15 protein-coding genes, 1 tRNA gene and 1 pseudogene are annotated in these 16,188 nt (G+C 71.3%); 12 read left to right on the top strand and 5 right to left on the bottom strand.

Annotated features, from left to right (window positions below; translation table 11 throughout):
• The first annotated feature begins 89 nt into the window (after positions 1-89).
• The 4 genes from ACH4UM_RS17355 to rdgB all read left to right on the top strand — a co-directional run bounded on the left by ACH4UM_RS17355 (position 90) and on the right by rdgB (position 2,311).
• Positions 90-323 (top strand): PTS glucose/sucrose transporter subunit IIB, encoded by a 234-nt coding sequence (locus ACH4UM_RS17355; RefSeq protein WP_359192554.1) that lies wholly within the window; start codon positions 90-92, stop codon positions 321-323.
• Between the two features lie 78 nt (positions 324-401).
• The gene (rph, locus tag ACH4UM_RS17350; protein ID WP_398179311.1) at positions 402-1,148 is read left to right on the top strand and encodes a ribonuclease PH; all 747 of its coding nucleotides are present in this window, start codon (positions 402-404) and stop codon (positions 1,146-1,148) included.
• A gap of 123 nt (positions 1,149-1,271) precedes the next feature.
• Positions 1,272-1,697, top strand: coding sequence for a hypothetical protein (locus tag ACH4UM_RS17345; RefSeq protein WP_398179308.1), 426 nt, complete (start codon positions 1,272-1,274; stop codon positions 1,695-1,697).
• An 11-nt stretch (positions 1,698-1,708) separates the two neighbouring features.
• The gene (gene rdgB / locus ACH4UM_RS17340) at positions 1,709-2,311 is read left to right on the top strand and encodes an RdgB/HAM1 family non-canonical purine NTP pyrophosphatase (RefSeq protein WP_398179305.1); all 603 of its coding nucleotides are present in this window, start codon (positions 1,709-1,711) and stop codon (positions 2,309-2,311) included.
• Between the two features lie 44 nt (positions 2,312-2,355).
• Here rdgB and ACH4UM_RS17335 read toward each other — a convergent pair.
• The 3 genes and pseudogenes from ACH4UM_RS17335 to bcp form a co-directional block, all read right to left on the bottom strand.
• Positions 2,356-2,437: transfer RNA gene (locus tag ACH4UM_RS17335), tRNA-Leu, on the bottom strand.
• A gap of 13 nt (positions 2,438-2,450) precedes the next feature.
• Positions 2,451-2,564, bottom strand: a pseudogene (locus ACH4UM_RS17330) (HNH endonuclease); the annotation flags it as partial.
• 198 nt (positions 2,565-2,762) lie between these two features.
• Positions 2,763-3,230 carry a thioredoxin-dependent thiol peroxidase gene (gene bcp, locus ACH4UM_RS17325; RefSeq protein WP_398179302.1) on the bottom strand — a complete coding sequence of 156 codons (468 nt, stop codon included), beginning with the start codon at positions 3,228-3,230 and terminating at the stop codon, positions 2,763-2,765.
• 138 nt (positions 3,231-3,368) lie between these two features.
• On the opposite strand from bcp, the gene ACH4UM_RS17320 reads away from it, so the two are divergent.
• Both ACH4UM_RS17320 and ACH4UM_RS17315 read left to right on the top strand, forming a co-directional pair.
• Complete coding sequence (locus ACH4UM_RS17320) at positions 3,369-3,698, top strand: DUF3618 domain-containing protein (RefSeq protein ID WP_398179299.1); 330 nt, start codon at positions 3,369-3,371, stop codon at positions 3,696-3,698.
• 43 nt (positions 3,699-3,741) lie between these two features.
• Entirely contained in the window at positions 3,742-4,098 is a 357-nt protein-coding gene (locus ACH4UM_RS17315) for a GroES family chaperonin (protein WP_398179296.1), read from the top strand.
• 106 nt (positions 4,099-4,204) lie between these two features.
• Here ACH4UM_RS17315 and ACH4UM_RS17310 read toward each other — a convergent pair whose 3' ends face one another.
• Positions 4,205-6,979, bottom strand: coding sequence for a transglycosylase domain-containing protein (locus ACH4UM_RS17310; protein ID WP_398179293.1), 2,775 nt, complete (start codon positions 6,977-6,979; stop codon positions 4,205-4,207).
• 709 nt (positions 6,980-7,688) lie between these two features.
• Here ACH4UM_RS17310 and ACH4UM_RS17305 point away from each other — a divergent pair.
• The 4 genes from ACH4UM_RS17305 (at position 7,689) to ACH4UM_RS17290 (ending at position 11,387) form a co-directional block, all read left to right on the top strand.
• Positions 7,689-8,489 (top strand): ABC transporter permease, encoded by an 801-nt coding sequence (locus tag ACH4UM_RS17305; protein WP_398179290.1) that lies wholly within the window; start codon positions 7,689-7,691, stop codon positions 8,487-8,489.
• Between the two features lie 79 nt (positions 8,490-8,568).
• Positions 8,569-9,429: an ABC transporter permease gene (locus ACH4UM_RS17300; RefSeq protein WP_398179288.1), complete on the top strand. Its 861-nt coding sequence runs from the start codon at positions 8,569-8,571 to the stop codon at positions 9,427-9,429.
• A 182-nt stretch (positions 9,430-9,611) separates the two neighbouring features.
• Positions 9,612-10,625, top strand: a complete 1,014-nt coding sequence (locus tag ACH4UM_RS17295) for an ATP-binding cassette domain-containing protein (RefSeq protein WP_398179604.1) — start codon at positions 9,612-9,614, stop codon at positions 10,623-10,625.
• A 9-nt stretch (positions 10,626-10,634) separates the two neighbouring features.
• Positions 10,635-11,387, top strand: coding sequence for a DUF1707 domain-containing protein (locus ACH4UM_RS17290; RefSeq protein WP_398179285.1), 753 nt, complete (start codon positions 10,635-10,637; stop codon positions 11,385-11,387).
• Between the two features lie 18 nt (positions 11,388-11,405).
• On the opposite strand, the gene ACH4UM_RS17285 is transcribed toward ACH4UM_RS17290, so the two are convergent.
• Entirely contained in the window at positions 11,406-12,794 is a 1,389-nt protein-coding gene (locus ACH4UM_RS17285) for an SGNH/GDSL hydrolase family protein (protein WP_398179282.1), read from the bottom strand.
• A gap of 252 nt (positions 12,795-13,046) precedes the next feature.
• Here ACH4UM_RS17285 and ACH4UM_RS17280 point away from each other — a divergent pair, with 252 nt between their 5' ends.
• Positions 13,047-14,309 (top strand): DUF445 domain-containing protein, encoded by a 1,263-nt coding sequence (locus ACH4UM_RS17280; protein WP_398179601.1) that lies wholly within the window; start codon positions 13,047-13,049, stop codon positions 14,307-14,309.
• Between the two features lie 222 nt (positions 14,310-14,531).
• Positions 14,532-16,049, top strand: coding sequence for an MFS transporter (locus ACH4UM_RS17275; protein WP_398179279.1), 1,518 nt, complete (start codon positions 14,532-14,534; stop codon positions 16,047-16,049).
• The last annotated feature ends 139 nt before the right edge of the window (positions 16,050-16,188 follow it).

Below are 16,188 nucleotides of genomic sequence, written 5' to 3'. Positions count from 1 at the left end.
CATGCGGGCGGCCACGGCACGACCGCTCGCCAAGATGGGCCAACTGTGGGTTTACTGCGACAAAGCGGTTCGGATCAGGGAGAACGAAGATGGCCAGCAAGGCTGAGAAGATCGTTGCCGGACTCGGCGGCATCGACAACATCGATGAGATCGAGGGCTGCATCACCCGCCTGCGCACCGAGGTCAACGACCCCTCACTGGTCGACGAGGCCGCGCTCAAGGCCGCCGGCGCCCACGGCGTCGTCAAGATGGGCAGCGCCATCCAGGTCGTCATCGGCACCGACGCCGACCCCATCGCGGCCGAGATCGAAGACATGATGTGAACCCGGCGCTGCACCGGTGAGCGGCTCCTCCCGAAGGTGGGAGGAGCCCCCCACCTTCGGGGCACTAGGCTCGACGCCATGTCTCGAATCGACGGCCGCACCCCCGAACAACTCCGCCCGGTCACCATCGAACGCGGCTGGAGCAAGCACGCCGAGGGCTCCGTCCTCGTCTCCTTCGGCGACACCAAGGTCTTCTGCACCGCCTCCGTGACCGAAGGCGTCCCGCGCTGGCGCAAGGGCAGCGGCGAGGGCTGGGTCACCGCGGAATACGCCATGCTGCCCCGCGCCACCAACACCCGCGGAGACCGGGAGTCCGTCAAGGGCCGGATCGGCGGCCGCACCCACGAGATCTCCCGACTCATCGGCCGTTCCCTGCGCTCGGTCGTCGACTACAAGGCGCTCGGCGAGAACACCGTCGTCCTGGACTGCGACGTCCTCCAGGCCGACGGCGGCACCCGCACCGCGGCCATCACCGGCGCCTACGTCGCACTGGCCGACGCGATCGCCTGGGCCCAGGGCAAAAAGCTCATCAAAGCCGGCCGCCAGCCCCTGACCGGCACCGTCAGCGCCGTCTCGGTCGGCATCGTCGGCGGCGTACCGCTCCTCGACCTCTGCTACGAGGAGGACGTACGCGCGGACACCGACATGAACGTCGTCTGCACCGGCGACGGCCGTTTCGTCGAGGTCCAGGGCACCGCCGAGGCCGAGCCCTTCGCCCGCGACGAACTGAACGCCCTGCTCGACCTCGCCGTGGCCGGCTGCACGGAACTGGCCGCGATCCAGCGGGCGGCCCTGGAGACGGCGCTCACCGGCTCCGCCAAGTAAAGAGAGCCCCAAGAAAGACGGTCGCCGAGGGCAACCCGCACCGCCCGTCCCCGCGTCCCTACCGGTACGGGCGTACGGCACACCGCCGTACGCCCGGCCAGGAACGTGGAGGGAACCCAAGCCATGCCCGCGAGCCGACGCCGACACCGAGGCCGACACCAGGGCCGTAGCGCCGCCGCGACCGCCGTCGCCGCCACGGCACTGGTCGCACTCGCCCTCGGCGCGACCGCCGCCTGCGGCGCAGTGAACAAGGCACTCGACTGCGTCCAGACCGCCGACTCCATCGCCGACAGCGTCACCAGCCTCCAGCAGGCCGTCGAGAACACGGCGAACGATCCCACACAGGCCGACGCCTCCCTCGCCTCGATCGAGAAGAACCTCCGCCAGATCGGCGACAAGACGGACAACGCCGACGTCAACAAGGCGGTCGACGACCTCGACAAGGCGGTCGGCAACGTCCGCACCGCCATCAGGAACGGCGACAACACCCCCGACATCACCCCGGTCACCGACGCGGCCGGCGAACTGACCAAGGTCTGCACCCGCTGATACTGGGGACCATGACCCGCTTGATCCTCGCCACCCGCAACGCCGGAAAGATCACCGAACTCAGGGCGATCCTCGCCGACGCAGGCCTGCCCCACGAACTGGTGGGCACCGACGCCTACCCGGACATCCCCGACGTCAAGGAGACGGGCGTCACCTTCGCCGAGAACGCCCTCCTGAAGGCCCACACACTGGCCCGGGCAACCGGCCTTCCCGCGGTCGCCGACGACTCAGGACTCTGCGTCGACGTCCTGGGCGGAGCCCCCGGCATCTTCTCCGCCCGCTGGTCCGGCAAGCACGGCGACGACAGGGCCAACCTGGACCTGCTCCTGGCCCAACTCGCCGACATCACCGAGGAACACCGCACGGCCCACTTCGCCTGCGCGGCCGCCCTCGCACTGCCGGACGGACGGGAAAGAGTGGTCGAAGGCCGCCTCCCCGGCACCCTCCGCCACGAACCGACGGGCACCAACGGCTTCGGCTACGACCCGATCCTCCAGCCGGACGGCGAGACGCGCACGTGCGCGGAACTGACCCCGGCCGAGAAGAACGCGATCAGCCACCGGGGCAAGGCATTCCGGGCCCTGGTACCGGCGGTGCGGGAGCTGCTGGGCTGAGCCACGGCAGAGGGGCCGCCCGGTGGACGGCCCCTTCACGTGCGTGCGGCCGGTGGGAGTCGAACCCACATGGGCAATGCCCCGAGGCACCTAAAACCTCTGCTTATACCGTTCAGCAACGGCCGCGTGTCAGGCCATGCTACCCGTGATGAGATGCGCGTCCGTGCCGGTTTCCGCCTCGGCGCCAGGTGCTGCTGATCGCATGACAGCCGGGGCGGAGCAACCGCAGGTTCTCGTGCCGGTCGTCGCTCCAGCCGGGATGACCGAGCCGCCGGAGTACCTCGGCGATGGAGATCGACTCGGCGACCACCGCACGTGGCTCGTCAGGCCCGGGACGGTACGGCTCGGCGCTGCTCACTGGACGTCCGCTCGGACGTCCGCTCGGACGTCCGCGAAACGGCCCGCACCGGTCAGCCCGGTGCGGGCCGCCGAGGCCACGGAAACGTGGACCTCAGAGACCCAGATCCTTGATGATCTTGGCTACGTGGCCGGTGGCCTTCACGTTGTAGAGGGCCCGCTCGACCTTGCCCTCCTCGTCCACGACGACCGTGGAGCGGATGACGCCGACGACGGTCTTGCCGTAGAGCTTCTTCTCGCCGAAGGCGCCGTAGGCCTCCAGGACCTGCTTGTCCGGGTCGGCGAGGAGGGTGACCTTCAGGGACTCCTTCTCGCGGAACTTGGCCAGCTTCTCCGGCTTGTCGGGGGAGATGCCGATCACGTCGTAGCCCGCGCCGGCCAGGACCTCGAGGTTGTCGGTGAAGTCGCAGGCCTGCTTGGTGCAGCCGGGGGTGAGGGCGGCCGGGTAGAAGTAGACGATGACCTTGCGGCCCTCGTGGTCGGCCAGCGACACCTCGTTGCCGTCGGCGTCGGAGAGGGTGAAGGCGGGGGCCACGTCCCCGGGCTGGAGTCGCTCGGTCATCGAAGGTCGTCTCCTCGTCGTGCAAATACCGTGTCTACCGTGTCGCTCCGAGGGTAACCGGGGGTGCCGAGAGCACGGTCGGAGCGAGAGCTGACAGACTGTCCCGAACAGGCATCAGTTGACTTCGGAGGCGGTACGGTGGCGGACACCGCGGACACCAGAACCCCGGCTGAGATCGAGGCGGACATCAGGCGCCGCCGCGAGGTGCTGGCCGAGACACTCGACGAGATCGGCGTGCGGGTGCACCCCAGGACCATCGTCGGGGACGCCAAGGCCAAGGTCGTCTCCAACATCGACCACACCCTCGGACGGGCCTATGTGCAGGTCAACCGGGCCGTGAGTGATGTGCGGGCGCAGTTCGTGGACGAGGAGGGCGCGCCGCGTCTGGAGCGGGTGGTGCCCGTCGCGCTCGTCGCCGTCGGCCTCGTGGGGCTGCTGGCTCTCGGCGTGCGCAGGCGCCGGGGCTGACCCGCTCGCGTATGGACAGGCTCCAGGCAGGTAGGTTCGAGGTGTGAGCGCCAACAGAAATGAGCACAGCACCAACCACGACAAGCTGCCCATCCGGATGCTGCACGACCGGGTGCTCGTCCGGCAGGACACGAGCGAGGGCGAGCGGCGTTCGGGCGGCGGCATCCTGATCCCCGCCACGGCGGCGGTGGGACGTCGGCTGGCCTGGGCGGAGGTCGTCGCGGTGGGGCAGAACGTGCGGACCGTGGAGCCGGGCGACCGGGTGCTGTACGACCCGGAGGACCGTGCCGAGGTGGAGGTGCGGGGCATCGCGTACGTACTCATGCGCGAGCGTGATCTGCACGCCGTGGCCGCGGACCGGTTCGAGGGGTCGGAGGACTCCACCGGCCTGTATCTGTAACCACGCACACGAAGGGGCTGGTGACCGTCGTCACCAGCCCCTTCGCCATGTGCTGCGTGCTGCGTGCTGCGTGCTGCGTGCTGCGTGCCGGGTGCCGGGTGCCGTGCTACGCGCCCTGCGGGCCCGCCACCGTGCCGGTCGTCGTTCCGCCGTCGCTGGTGCCCGTGGTGGTGCCGCCCTGGGTACCTGCGTTGGCGCCGCCGGTGTCCGTGCCGGTCGTGCCTCCGTCGGTGCCTCCGGTGGTCGGCGTGCTGCCCGTGGTGCCGCCGCTGTTGCCGCCCGTGGTGCCTCCGGTGGTGGGGGTGCCGCCCGTGCCGCCGGTGCCTCCGGTGGTGGGCGTGCCGCCGGTGGTGTCCCCGGTCGTGCCGCCGGTCTGGCCGCCGGTCTGTCCCTGGGTCTGGCCCTGGTCCTGTCCCTGGGTGTCCTGGCCGCCGGTGACCGTGCCCGTGGTGCCGCCGTTGTCCTGGCCGCCGGTGCCCGGGGTCTGCGGGGACGCGGTGGACGGCAGCGGCTGGATCTGGTCGGCGCCGGACTGGAGTTGGAGGTCGAAGTCGCCGGCCGGGGTGTTCTTCAGGGCGTCCCTGGTGAACTGCGCCCAGACGTCGGCGGGCGCCCCTCCGCCGTTGATGCGGGGCAGTCCCATGGCGCCGTAGAGCGACTTGTGGGCGGCGGTGACCGGGTCCTGGCCCATGACGGAGACGACGGTGGCGAGGTCGGGGGTGTAGCCGGCGAACCAGGCCGCGGTGTCCTCCTCGGCGGTGCCGGTCTTGCCGGCGGCGGGTCGGCCGGCGCCCTGCGCGGCCGTCGCGGTGCCGTTCTGGACGACGGACTGCAGGACCGAGGTGGTGGTGTCGGCGGCCTCGCGGCTGACGGCCTGGGAGGACGTCTGCTGGGGCAGCGCCACGACGTCGGAGCCGTCCTTGGTGATCTTCTTGAGCATGGTGTACGTGCCGTGCTCACCGTGGTTGGCGAGTGTGGCGTAGGCCTGGGCCATGTCCAGGACGCTGGCGGTGGCCGGGCCCAGCGCGATGGACGGGGTGCCGGTCAGGTCGGGGGTGTTCCCCGGGATGCCGAGCGCGGTCGCGGTCTCCTTGACCTTGTCGGGGCCGACGTCCACGGCCATCTGCGCGTACACCGCGTTGACGGACTTGTCGGTGGCCTCGCGCACGGTGATGTTGCCGTAGGACCGCTGGTCCTCGTTCTCGGGGGCGTAGTTGCCGCCGTTCCAGCCCTGCACGGGGCGCTTGTTGGTGCCGTCGTAGACCGTGTTCGGGGTGATCGGGCGGCCGTCCGCGGTCGTTGACTGGTTCTGTACGGCGGAGGTGAAGACGAACGGCTTGAAGGTGGAGCCGACCTGGAAGTCCCGGCGGGTGGCGTTATTGGTGTACTGCTTGACGTAGTCGATGCCGCCGTACATCGCGACCACCTGGCCGGTCCTGGGGTCGACAGCGGCGCCGCCGGCCCGCACATAGGTGTCGACCTTGCGGTTCTTCTTGTCGAGCTTGGACATCACCTGGTCGTCGACGGCCTTGACGAAGGCGTCCTGCTTGCTCTTCTGCAGGGTGGTGGTGATGCGGTAGCCGCCGGCGGCGAGCTCGTCCTCGTTGAGGATCTTGTTGGTGGACATGTAGTCCTTGATCGCGCGGACCAGGTAGCCGCGCTGCCCGGACATGCCGGTGGAGACGGTGGCCTCCTTCGGCGCGGGGAACTTCATCCCGGCCCGCTGGGCGGCACTGATCCAGCCCTGCTTGACCATGCCGTCCAGGACGTAGTTCCAGCGGGCCACGGCGGCGGCCTTGTTCTCGGGGTGGGCGACGACGTCGTACTCGCTGGGCGCGTTGACCAGCGCGGCGAGGTAGGCGGCGCGGGCCGGGTCGAGGTCCTTGGCCTTGACGCCGTAGTAGGCCTGGGCGGCGGCCTGGATGCCGTAGGCGTTGCGGCCGAAGTAGCTGGTGTTGAGGTAGCCCTCGAGGATCTGGTCCTTGGACTCGTTGCGGTCCAGCTTGATCGAGATGAAGAACTCCTTCACCTTGCGGGTGACGGTCTGTTCCTGGCCCAGGTAGTAGTTCTTCACGTACTGCTGGGTGATCGTGGAGCCGGACTGCCTGCCCTTGCCGGTGGCGGTGTTCCAGGCGGCGCGCAGCATCGCCTTGGGGTCGACGGCGGATTCGGTGTAGAAGTCGCGGTCCTCGGCGGCGAGCACGGCGTGCTGGGCGTCCCGGGAGACCTGGTCGAGGGTGATGTTCTCCCGGTTGATGTCGCCGTCGCGGGCGATCTCGGTGCCGTCGGCGTAGAGGTAGACGTTGGCCTGCTTGACGGCCATGGCGTTGGCCGACGGGATCTTGACCAGGGAGTACCCGAGGAAGAACGCGCCGATGAGCAGCAGCACGACGGTGATGAAACCGCCGAGCAGCATGCGCCAGGTCGGCAGCGCGCGGCGCCAGCCGGTGCGCTTGGGCCGCCGCCCGGCCTTGCCACCGGCCCCCGCCCCCGCCCCCGCCCCCGCGGCCGCGGGGGCGAGGGCCCGGCCCGCCGGCGGCGCCGCCGCCCGGCTCGCCGCGGTGGCTTCGGCCGGGACCCTGCCGCCCGGGGCCCCGGCGGGGCCTCCGGCCGACGCCCCGGACGGGCCTCCGGCCGACGCCGCCCTGGTCGGACCCCAGGCCGAGGCGGCGGCGGAAGCCCCGGCCGGGCCTCCGGCCGAAGTCCCCGCCGGGCCGCCTGCCGACGCACCGGATGAGTCCCTGGCCGAAGACCCGCCCGGGTTCCCGCTGGCAGCCTTCGCCGATCCCCCGGCCGATCCCCCGGCCTGGGCCCCCGCTGAGTTTCGGGCCGAAGACCCGGCCGACGCTCCGGTGGAGGTCCCGGCCGGGCCCCGGTTCACAGTCCCGGTCGAGTCCCTGGCCGGAGACCCTGCCGAGTCCGTATTCGGAGCCCCCGCCGGACCCCTGGCCGACTCGGCGGCCGACTCGGCGGTCGAGGCTCCGGCCGGGTCCTTGGCCGGGTCCTTGGCCGGGTCCGCGGTCCGGGCCCACGCCGGGGCTCCGGCCGAAGCCGGAGCTCCCGCTGGGCCCCGGGCCGAGTTCGTGGTCGAGGCTCCTGCTGAGCTCCCGGTCGAGTCCCCGGCCGAGTCCGTGGCCGAAGCCGCCGCCCGGCCCCTGGCCGAGTCGGCGGCCGAGGCTCCCGACGGGCGCCCGGTCGAGTCCGTGGCCGAGCCTCCCGCCGGGCCCCCGGCCGAAGGCCCGCCCGGGGAACCGGCCGAGGAACCGGCCGAACCATCGGCCGAACCAGCGGCCGAGCCTCCCGCCCCGGTCGCCGCCGGTGGCTCTTTCGGTGCCGCGCCCTGGTTCGGCTGCTGCGGCTGCGGCTGCGGCTCGTCGCTCATGTCGTGCACGGACTCCTGTTTCGCTTCGCCTCGTACGTACCCGTACGCCCTCATGCGCCTTCTGCGCCCCCGGATGAAGACTGCCGCACCATGTGTTCCGTTCCCGGTCGCGGGCATGCGTCCGGGCCGGAAAATGCGTGGCACGCCACGTCCCGCGCGCACTAGGCTCCTGCGCTTCGGTGTCGGCGGACCTTGGAGGGCGGTTGACGTGGGCGCTGGGCGGTTGTACGCGGCCGTCGCGGCGGGGGGATTCAGACGGTACGCGACGTATCGGGTAGCCACGGCGGCCGGGGTGTTCACCAACACGGTTTTCGGGCTGATCCTCGTGTACACGTACCTCGCGCTGTGGGACGTCAGGCCGCACCTGGGCGGCTACGACCGGGCGCAGGCGGTGACGTACGTGTGGCTGGGCCAGGCGTTCCTGTCCACGCTCGCGATCGGCGGTGGCGGCGTCGAGGACGAACTGATGGAACGCATCCGCACGGGTGATATCGCCATCGATCTGTACCGGCCCGCCGATCTGCAGCTGTGGTGGCTGGCCGCCGACCTGGGCCGGGCGCTGTTCCAGCTGCTGGGCCGGGGCGTCGTCCCCTTCGTCTTCGGCGCGCTGTGCTTCCCGGTGGCCCTGCCCTCGGACCCGCTGACCTGGCTGGCGTTCCTCGGGGCGGTGCTGCTGGCGATGCTGGTCGGCTTCGGGATCCGCTTCCTGGTCGCGCTGAGCGCGTTCTGGCTGCTGGACGGGACCGGCGTGGTGCAGATGGCGTGGCTGGCGGGATTCTTCTGCTCGGGGATGCTGCTGCCGCTGAACGTCTTCCCCGGCGCGCTCGGTGAGGTGGTCCGGGCCCTGCCGTGGTCGTCGCTGCTCCAGGCCCCCGCCGACATTCTGCTGGGGCACGCCGGCACGCTGGGCACCTACGCCTTCCAGGGTGCGTGGGCGGTGGCGCTGCTGGCCACGGGCCGGCTGCTGCAGACGGTGGCGACACGGCGGGTGGTGGTGCAGGGTGGCTGAGCTCACCGGCCCGGAGCGGGCGGGCCGGCGGTCGGACGGACCCCGGCCGGAGTGCCGGAGCCGGCGGTCGGACGGATCGATGCCGGAGCGCGGCGGCCGGCCGTCGGGGGGACCGCGGCCGAACCGCGCGAACCGGCTGTCGGACGGGCTGCGGACGTACCGTCTGATCGCCGGGATGTGGATCCGCTCCACGATGGCCTACCGGGCCTCCTTCGCCATGACCACCGTCGGCAACTTCGCCGCGACCGCGCTGGACTTCGCGGCGATCCTGCTGATGTTCTCCCGGGTGGACGCGCTGGGCGGCTACTCGCTGCCCGAGGTGGCCTTCCTGTACGGGCTGTCCAGCACCGCCTTCGGGCTGGCGGACCTGGCGATCGGCTCGATGGACCGGCTGGGGCGCAGGGTGCGCGACGGCACCCTCGACACCCTGCTCGTACGCCCCGCCCCGGTGCTCGCGCAGATCGCCGCCGACCGCTTCGGGCTGCGCCGGCTGGGCCGGGTCACGCAGGGTGGGCTGGTACTGGGCTATGCGCTGAGCAGGCTCGACATCGACTGGACCCCGCTCAGGCTGCTGCTGATGCCGGTGACGGTGCTGAGCGGCTGCGGGATCTTCTGCGCGGTGTTCGTGGCGGGCGCCGCCTTCCAGTTCGTGGCGCAGGACGCCTCCGAGGTGCAGAACGCCTTCACCTACGGCGGCACCACGCTGCTGCAGTACCCGCCCACGGTGTTCGCGAAGGAGCTGGTGCGCGGGGTGACGTTCGTGCTGCCGCTGGCCTTCGTCAACTGGCTGCCCGCGCTGTACGTGCTGGGGCGGCCCTATCCGCTGGACCTGCCCCGGTGGACGGCGTTCGCGCCGCCGCTGGTCGCGGTGGGGTGCTGCGCGCTGGCGGGGGCGGCCTGGCGGGTGGGCCTGCGGTCGTATCGGAGTACGGGGAGCTGAAGGGACGCACGGCGGTGACGGCGGACGACGCATTCATTCGGGACGCAATCATTCGGGACACGACCGGTCAGGACGCAGTGGTTCAGGACGCAGTGGTTCAGGACACGATCGCTCAGGACACGATCGGTCAGGACACGATCGCTCAGGACACGATCGCTCAGGACACGATCGGTCAGGACACGATCGGTCAGGACACGATCGGTCAGGACGCAGTTGCTCGGGACGTGCTCGTACGGGACGCGTTCATTCAACTTGACCAGGTCGAGAAGGTCTTCGAGGTGCGCAAGAAGACCGGGTTCCTGAGGAGCGAGCGGCGGCAGGTGCGGGCGGTCGACGGGATCTCCTTCACCGTGGCGCGCGGCGAGATGGTCGGCTACATCGGCCCGAACGGCGCGGGCAAGTCGACGACGATCAAGATGCTCACGGGCATCCTCACCCCGAGCGGCGGCCGGCTGCGGGTCGCCGGCATCGACCCCTCCCGCGAGCGGACCCGGCTCGCGCAGCGCATCGGGGTGGTGTTCGGGCAGCGTACGACCCTGTGGTGGGACCTGCCCCTGATCGACTCCTACCGGCTGATGCACCGCATGTACCGCATCCCCGACGCCCGTTACCGAGAGAACCTCGACCGCTGCGTCGAACTCCTCGAACTGGCCGACCTGTTGGACGTACCCGTCCGCCAGCTCTCGCTCGGCCAGCGGATGCGCGGCGACATCGCGGCGGCCCTGCTGCACGACCCCGAGGTGCTCTACCTCGACGAGCCGACCATCGGCCTGGACGTCATCAGCAAGGCCAAGGTCCGCGGCTTCCTGCGCGACCTGAACGCCGAGCGCGGCACCACGGTCCTGCTCACCACGCACGACCTGCAGGACATCGAGCAGCTGTGCTCGCGCGTGATGGTCATCGACCACGGGCGCCTGATGTACGACGGCCCGCTGGCCGGGCTGCACGAGGCGGGCGAGAGCGAACGCACCCTGGTGGTGGACCTGGAGCGCGAACTGCCACCCATCGAGGTGCCGTCGGCGCGCGTGGTGCGGGTGGAGGGGCCGCGGCAGTGGCTGGCCTTCCCGGCGGCCGAGTCGGCGGCCCCGCTGGTGGCCCGGATCGCGGCGGCGTACCCGCTGGTGGACCTGTCCGTGCGGGAGCCGGACATCGAGGCGGTCATCGCGAAGATGTACGCGGGGAAAGCGGTCTCGTAGGCTGCTCTCATGACGGAGGACCTCCCGGAGCTTCGCGCTTCCGACGCCGATCGTGAACGAGTCGCCGAGCATCTGCGGGACGCCCTGGCGGAGGGCCGCCTCGACATGGAGGAGTTCGAGGAGCGTCTCGAGGCGACGTACAAGGCACGTACGTACGCCGAACTCGCTCCGATCACCCGGGACCTGCCCGTGCCCGGGGTGAGCGCGCCGACCGTGAGCATGGTCAAACAGCCTGTCGAGGACGGGAGTTGGGCGGGGCGGGTGGTCGGCGGCGAGGGTTCGTCGGCGTGGGCCGTCGCCGTGATGTCGGGGTTCCAGCGCAAGGGCCGCTGGACCGTGCCCAGGCGGTTCAACTGCTTCGCCTTCTGGGGTGGCGGCGAGATCGACCTGCGCGAGGCGAACTTCGCGGACCGCGAGGTCGAGATCAACTGCGTGGCGATCATGGGCGGGGTGCAGGTGACGGTGCCGCCCGGGGTCGAGGTGGTGGTGCGCGGCATCGGCATCATGGGCGGCTTCGACCACCGCGAGGAGGGTGCACCGGGGGAGCCGGGCGCCCCGCGTGTGATCGTGACGGGCTTCGCCTTCTGGGGTGGCGTGGGAGTCGAACGCAAGGCCACCAAGGCCGAACGCCTGCGCCTGAAGGAGGAACGCCGCCAGGAGCGCCTGGACCGCCGAGCGGAACGCCGCGAGCTGCAGGCGTCCCGCCGCGAGGAGCGCGGGGAGGCCAGGGAACGCCGCAGGAACGGGCACGGCCACCACTGAGCCCGGCGCGGCGGCACTTCACAGCTGCGCCCGGGCCGCGCCCTTCAGCACACCGAGGTCGAACACCTCGCCCATTCGCCGATACCCCAGGTCACTGGGGTGCAGGTGGTCCCCGCAGTCGTACTTCGCCCGCAGCCGCCGCGGATCGTGGGGGTCCCGCAGTGCCCGGTCGAAGTCCACCACCGCGTCGAACACCTGCCCGGCCCGGATCTCCGCGTTGATCCGCTGCCGCACGCGCTCCCGGGCCGCCGTGTACCCGCGGTGGCCCCGGAACGGCATCAGGGTCGCCCCGATGACCTTCAGCCCGCGCGCATGGGCCTGCCGCACCAGCGTCCGCAGTCCACCGGTGATCTTCTCCGGGTCGGCCAGCCCCGGGTTGCGCAGGATGTCGTTGACGCCGAGGTCGATGACGACGGCCTTGGCGTTCGTCTGTTCCAGTACGTCCCGCCGGAACCGGTTCAGCCCGCTGGGGTTGTCGGCGGGCCGTCCCCGCCCGTCCGCCAGCACCTGGTTGCCGCTGATGCCCTCGTTGACCACGCTGTAGCGCGGCACGTGCCGCCCCGCCCGCACCGCGGCCCGCAGCCGGTCCGAGAGGACGTCGGTCCAGCGGTGGTCGGCGCCGATGGTGGAGGAGATGCCGTCGGTGATCGAGTCCCCGAAGGCGACGACCGTCCCGCCGGACTCGTTGCTCAGCACGTCGAGTGCGGTCAGATAGCGCCAGTACTTGGTCCGCCCGGTGTACGGCGTCCCGGTCACGTCCTCGGTGCGGTCGCCCTGGGCGACGTAGGAGATCTGCCGGGCGTGCGGGTGGTAGGTGACCGGGCCGGACGGGGTGGGGGAGTAGGTGGTGACCAGGATGTCGCCGCCCGGCGGTACGGCGACGCGGACGGCGTCGCTCATCGTCTGTCCGCCCGCCGGTATGACGACGGAGGCGGCGCCGGCGAAGGTGAGCCGCCGCATGGTGCCCGCGGCGGCCGCGGCGGTGCCCGGGCGGGCGGCGACCGCCAGGGACGCGTGGGTGACGGTCAGCGGCGACTGTCCGTAGAGATTGGACAGCGTGACACGGGCACTCGTACCCGAGACGCTCGCGTGCACGACGTTGCGCACCGAGCGGCCCGCCATGCCGACGGTCTCCGTGCGGGGCTCGGCGGCGGCCGGGGAGGCGGACCAGGCGCCGACCCAGGTGCCGGTGGAGGCGGGAGCGGCGGAGTTGCCTGGGTGGCGGCCGGCGCCGAGGGCGTCGGCGGCAGTGCCGTCGTCGGCGGCGACGGAGACGTAGATGGCGGCGGAAACGATCACGATCAACGCGACGATCGCGGTGAGCAGGGCGTAACCATGACGCCTGGTCGTGCGGATGGGTTTCTCCTCGAGCGATGGGAGCCCAGGGCTCCGATCCGACGACCACATGATGCGGCATGGGTCTGGGGAGAGTTGACAGGGCCCTGCCGACACCACCCCTTCGGACAGACACCGGGAACTCTCGTTCTGTTCCAGGAGTCGGTCATGAAGGGACAATTGTGTGCGGGATCACCGAACGGGTGGAGTGGGATGGAACGAACGACACAGGCCGCCGCCCGAGCGGCGGACGCGGCGGACGCGGTGGACGCGGCCGAGGCGGTGGAAGCGGCGGCCACGGCGGAAGCCGCCTCCCGCCGCGCGATGACCGTGTTCAGCCCGGCCGACGAGGAGCGCCAACGCGGGGTGCGCCGTATGAAGCTCACCGCGACCGGGCTCCTGCTGTTCGTGGCGGTGGTCTACGTCCTCGCCAAGTGGGGGCAGAACGCGGGCGCCGGCGCCTGGGCGGGCTACGTCGCGGCGGCCGCCGAGGCCGGCATGGTCGGCGCGCTCGCCGACTGGTTCGCGGTCACCGCCCTCTTCCGGCACCCCATGGGCCTGCCCATCCCGCACACCGCGATCATCCCCACCAAGAAGGACCAGCTCGGCGTCTCGCTGGGCGAGTTCGTCGGCGAGAACTTCCTCTCCGAGGACGTCGTACGGCAGCGGCTGCGCGCCGTCGGCATCGGCAGCCGCCTCGGCGCCTGGCTCGCCCACCCGGAGCACGCCGACCGGGTGACCGCGGAGCTGGCCACCGCGCTGCGGGGGGCCCTGACGGTCCTGCGGGACTCCGACGTCCAGGCGGTGGTCGGTGAGGCGATCACCCGCCGGGCCAACTCCCAGGAGATCGGTCCGGGCATCGGCAAGATGCTGGAGCGGATCGTCGCCGACGGCGGCCACAAACGGGTCGTCGACCTGGTCGTCTCCCGTGCCCACGACTGGCTGGTGCTGCACAGCGACTCGGTGATGGACGCCGTGCAGGGCGGCGCACCCGGCTGGACCCCGAAGTTCGTCGACAAGAAGGTCGGCGAGCGGGTCTACAAGGAGCTGCTGCGCTTCGTCACCGAGATGCGCGACATGCCCAGCCATCCCGCGCGCGGCGCCCTCGACCGCTTCCTCACCGACTTCGCCCGCGATCTGCAGTCCGACAGCGACACACGCGCGCGCGTGGAGCGGCTCAAGGGTGAGGTGCTCGGCCGTGGCGAGGTCCAGGACCTGATCGCCTCCGCCTGGACCGCCGTACGATCCATGATCGTCTCCGCGGCGGAGGACGAGCGCAGCGAGCTGCGTCTGCGGGTGAGGGCCTCGCTCCTCTCCCTGGGCGCCCGGACGGCCCAGGACCCCAAGGCGCAGGGCAAGGTGGACCGCTGGGTCGAGGGGGCCGCGGTGTACGTGGTGACGACGTACCGCAGCGAGATCACCTCCCTGATCACCGACACCGTCGCCGGCTGGGACGCCGAGCACACCACCCGCAAGATCGAGGCCCACATCGGCCGCGACCTGCAGTTCATCCGCATCAACGGCACGGTGGTGGGCTCGCTGGCGGGGCTGCTGATCTACACGGTGTCGCGGGGACTGGGGGCCTGAAGAGGCGCCTGAGGAGGCGCCTGAGGAGTCATCGCCCGAGCGTTGCTCCGGGCGGCACCTTTGTGCCGAGGCCGGCGAAACCAGCCCCTGTCCGGGGCCCCGCGGAGGTCTGGCGGCGGCAGCCCTGAGGGACGGCACACCAACCCAGAGTGACCGGTAACCGGCGTAAAGCGTCGGCGCCCGGGCACCCGATGGTGGTTCCGTGCGCCGAGGAGGGAGCCCATGACCACCGCTGAGGCAGAGACCGGCCGTACCGTGACCACCAGCATCCCCGCCAGACTCGACCGCCTCCCCTGGTCACGCTGGCACTGGACGATCGTCATCGGGCTCGGCACCGTATGGATCCTCGACGGTCTGGAAGTCACGGTCGTCGGCAACATCGCCGGCCGCCTGTCCGAGCCGGGCAGCGGCCTCGCGATCAGCTCCGGCCAGGTCACCGGTGTCGCCGCCGCGCTCTATGTGGCCGGCGCCTGCGTCGGCGCCCTGTTCTGGGGCCGTATGACCGACCGCTTCGGCCGCAAGAAGCTCTTCATGATCACCCTCGCGGTGTATCTCGCGGCCACGGCCCTGACGGCGATCTCCTTCGAGGCGTGGTGGTTCTTCCTCTTCCGCTTCCTGACCGGCTTCGGCATCGGCGGCGAGTACGCGGCCATCAACTCCGCGATCGACGAGCTCATCCCCGCGAAGTACCGCGGCCGCGTCGACCTGATCATCAACGGGAGTTTCTGGGTGGGCGCGGTCGGCGGCTCCCTCCTGTCGATCCTCGCCCTGAACACCGGCATCCTCGCCGCGAACGTCGGCTGGCGCCTGACCTTCGCCCTCGGAGCCGTCCTGGCCCTGGTGATCCTGCTGGTCCGCCGCCACGTCCCCGAAAGCCCGCGCTGGCTGCTGATCCACGGCAGGGACCGCGAGGCCGAGGAAGTGGTCACCGGCATCGAACGCCATGTCGAACAGGAGAAGGGCGAGCCCCTCCCCGAGCCGCACGGCGAGATCACCATCCACCAGCGCCGCAGCGTCTCGTTCGTGGAGATCGCCCGCACGGTCTTCGCCGACTACCGCAAGCGCGCCGTCCTCGGCTTCTCCCTCTTCATCGGCCAGGCCTTCCTCTACAACGCCATCACCTTCGGCTTCGGCGCGATCCTGACCAGGTTCTTCGACGTCCCCTCCGGCCACACCGGCTACTACTTCGCCGTCATCGCGGTCGGCAACTTCCTGGGCCCGCTGCTGCTCGGCAAGCTCTTCGACACGGTCGGCCGCCGGGTGATGATCTCCTCGACCTACCTGCTCTCCGGCCTGCTCCTGTTCGGCACCGCCTGGCTCTTCGACCGCGGCTCGCTGACCGCCGGGACGCTGACCGCCTGCTGGTGCGTGGTCCTCTTCTTCGCCTCGGCCGGCGCCTCCAGTGCCTACCTGACGGTCTCCGAGATCTTCCCGATGGAGACCCGCGCGATGTCCATCGCCTTCTTCTACGCCCTCGGCACCGCGGCCGGCGGCATCAGCGGCCCGCTGCTGTTCGCCGACCTCACCGGCACCGGCAAGGTCGGCGACACGGTCCTCGCCTTCCAGATCGGCGCCGGACTGATGTGCGTGGCGGGCCTGGTCGCCGCCTTCCTCGCGGTCGACGCCGAGCGCCGCTCCCTGGAGGACATCGCCAAGCCGCTCACGGCGGTGACCCAGAAGGCGAGGGCGGCGACCGCGCGCCGCCGCGACGTCACGCCGCAGTCCTCGAACCCGGCCTGACGGTCATCGCCACCGTCCCCCTGGCCCGAGCAGGTTGAACAGGCCGATGGATGCGGCTGGCCGGCCGATGGATGCGGCTGGTCGGCCGATGGACGCGGCCGGTCGACCGGTGAACCCGGCCGGCTGTGCCCGTCGGCCC

It is taken from the genome of Streptomyces sp. NPDC020801, from assembly GCF_044334385.1.
GTDB lineage: Bacteria > Actinomycetota > Actinomycetes > Streptomycetales > Streptomycetaceae > Streptomyces.
Note: the sequence above shows the minus strand (reverse complement) of the source record. Positions and strands in the feature narration are given on the sequence as shown.

Bases quoted from the DNA above. Each gene is read 5' to 3' on its own strand.
- ACH4UM_RS17275 (WP_398179279.1), top strand. From the start codon at position 14,532: ATGACCACCGCTGAGGCAGAGACCGGCCGTACCGTGACCACCAGCATC.
- bcp (WP_398179302.1), bottom strand. From the start codon at position 3,230: ATGACCGAGCGACTCCAGCCCGGGGACGTGGCCCCCGCCTTCACCCTC.
- ACH4UM_RS17345 (WP_398179308.1), top strand. From the start codon at position 1,272: ATGCCCGCGAGCCGACGCCGACACCGAGGCCGACACCAGGGCCGTAGC.
- rdgB (WP_398179305.1), top strand. From the start codon at position 1,709: ATGACCCGCTTGATCCTCGCCACCCGCAACGCCGGAAAGATCACCGAA.
- ACH4UM_RS17280 (WP_398179601.1), top strand. From the start codon at position 13,047: ATGACCGTGTTCAGCCCGGCCGACGAGGAGCGCCAACGCGGGGTGCGC.
- ACH4UM_RS17355 (WP_359192554.1), top strand. From the start codon at position 90: ATGGCCAGCAAGGCTGAGAAGATCGTTGCCGGACTCGGCGGCATCGAC.
- ACH4UM_RS17285 (WP_398179282.1), bottom strand. From the start codon at position 12,794: ATGTGGTCGTCGGATCGGAGCCCTGGGCTCCCATCGCTCGAGGAGAAA.
- ACH4UM_RS17300 (WP_398179288.1), top strand. From the start codon at position 8,569: ATGCCGGAGCGCGGCGGCCGGCCGTCGGGGGGACCGCGGCCGAACCGC.
- ACH4UM_RS17290 (WP_398179285.1), top strand. From the start codon at position 10,635: ATGACGGAGGACCTCCCGGAGCTTCGCGCTTCCGACGCCGATCGTGAA.
- rph (WP_398179311.1), top strand. From the start codon at position 402: ATGTCTCGAATCGACGGCCGCACCCCCGAACAACTCCGCCCGGTCACC.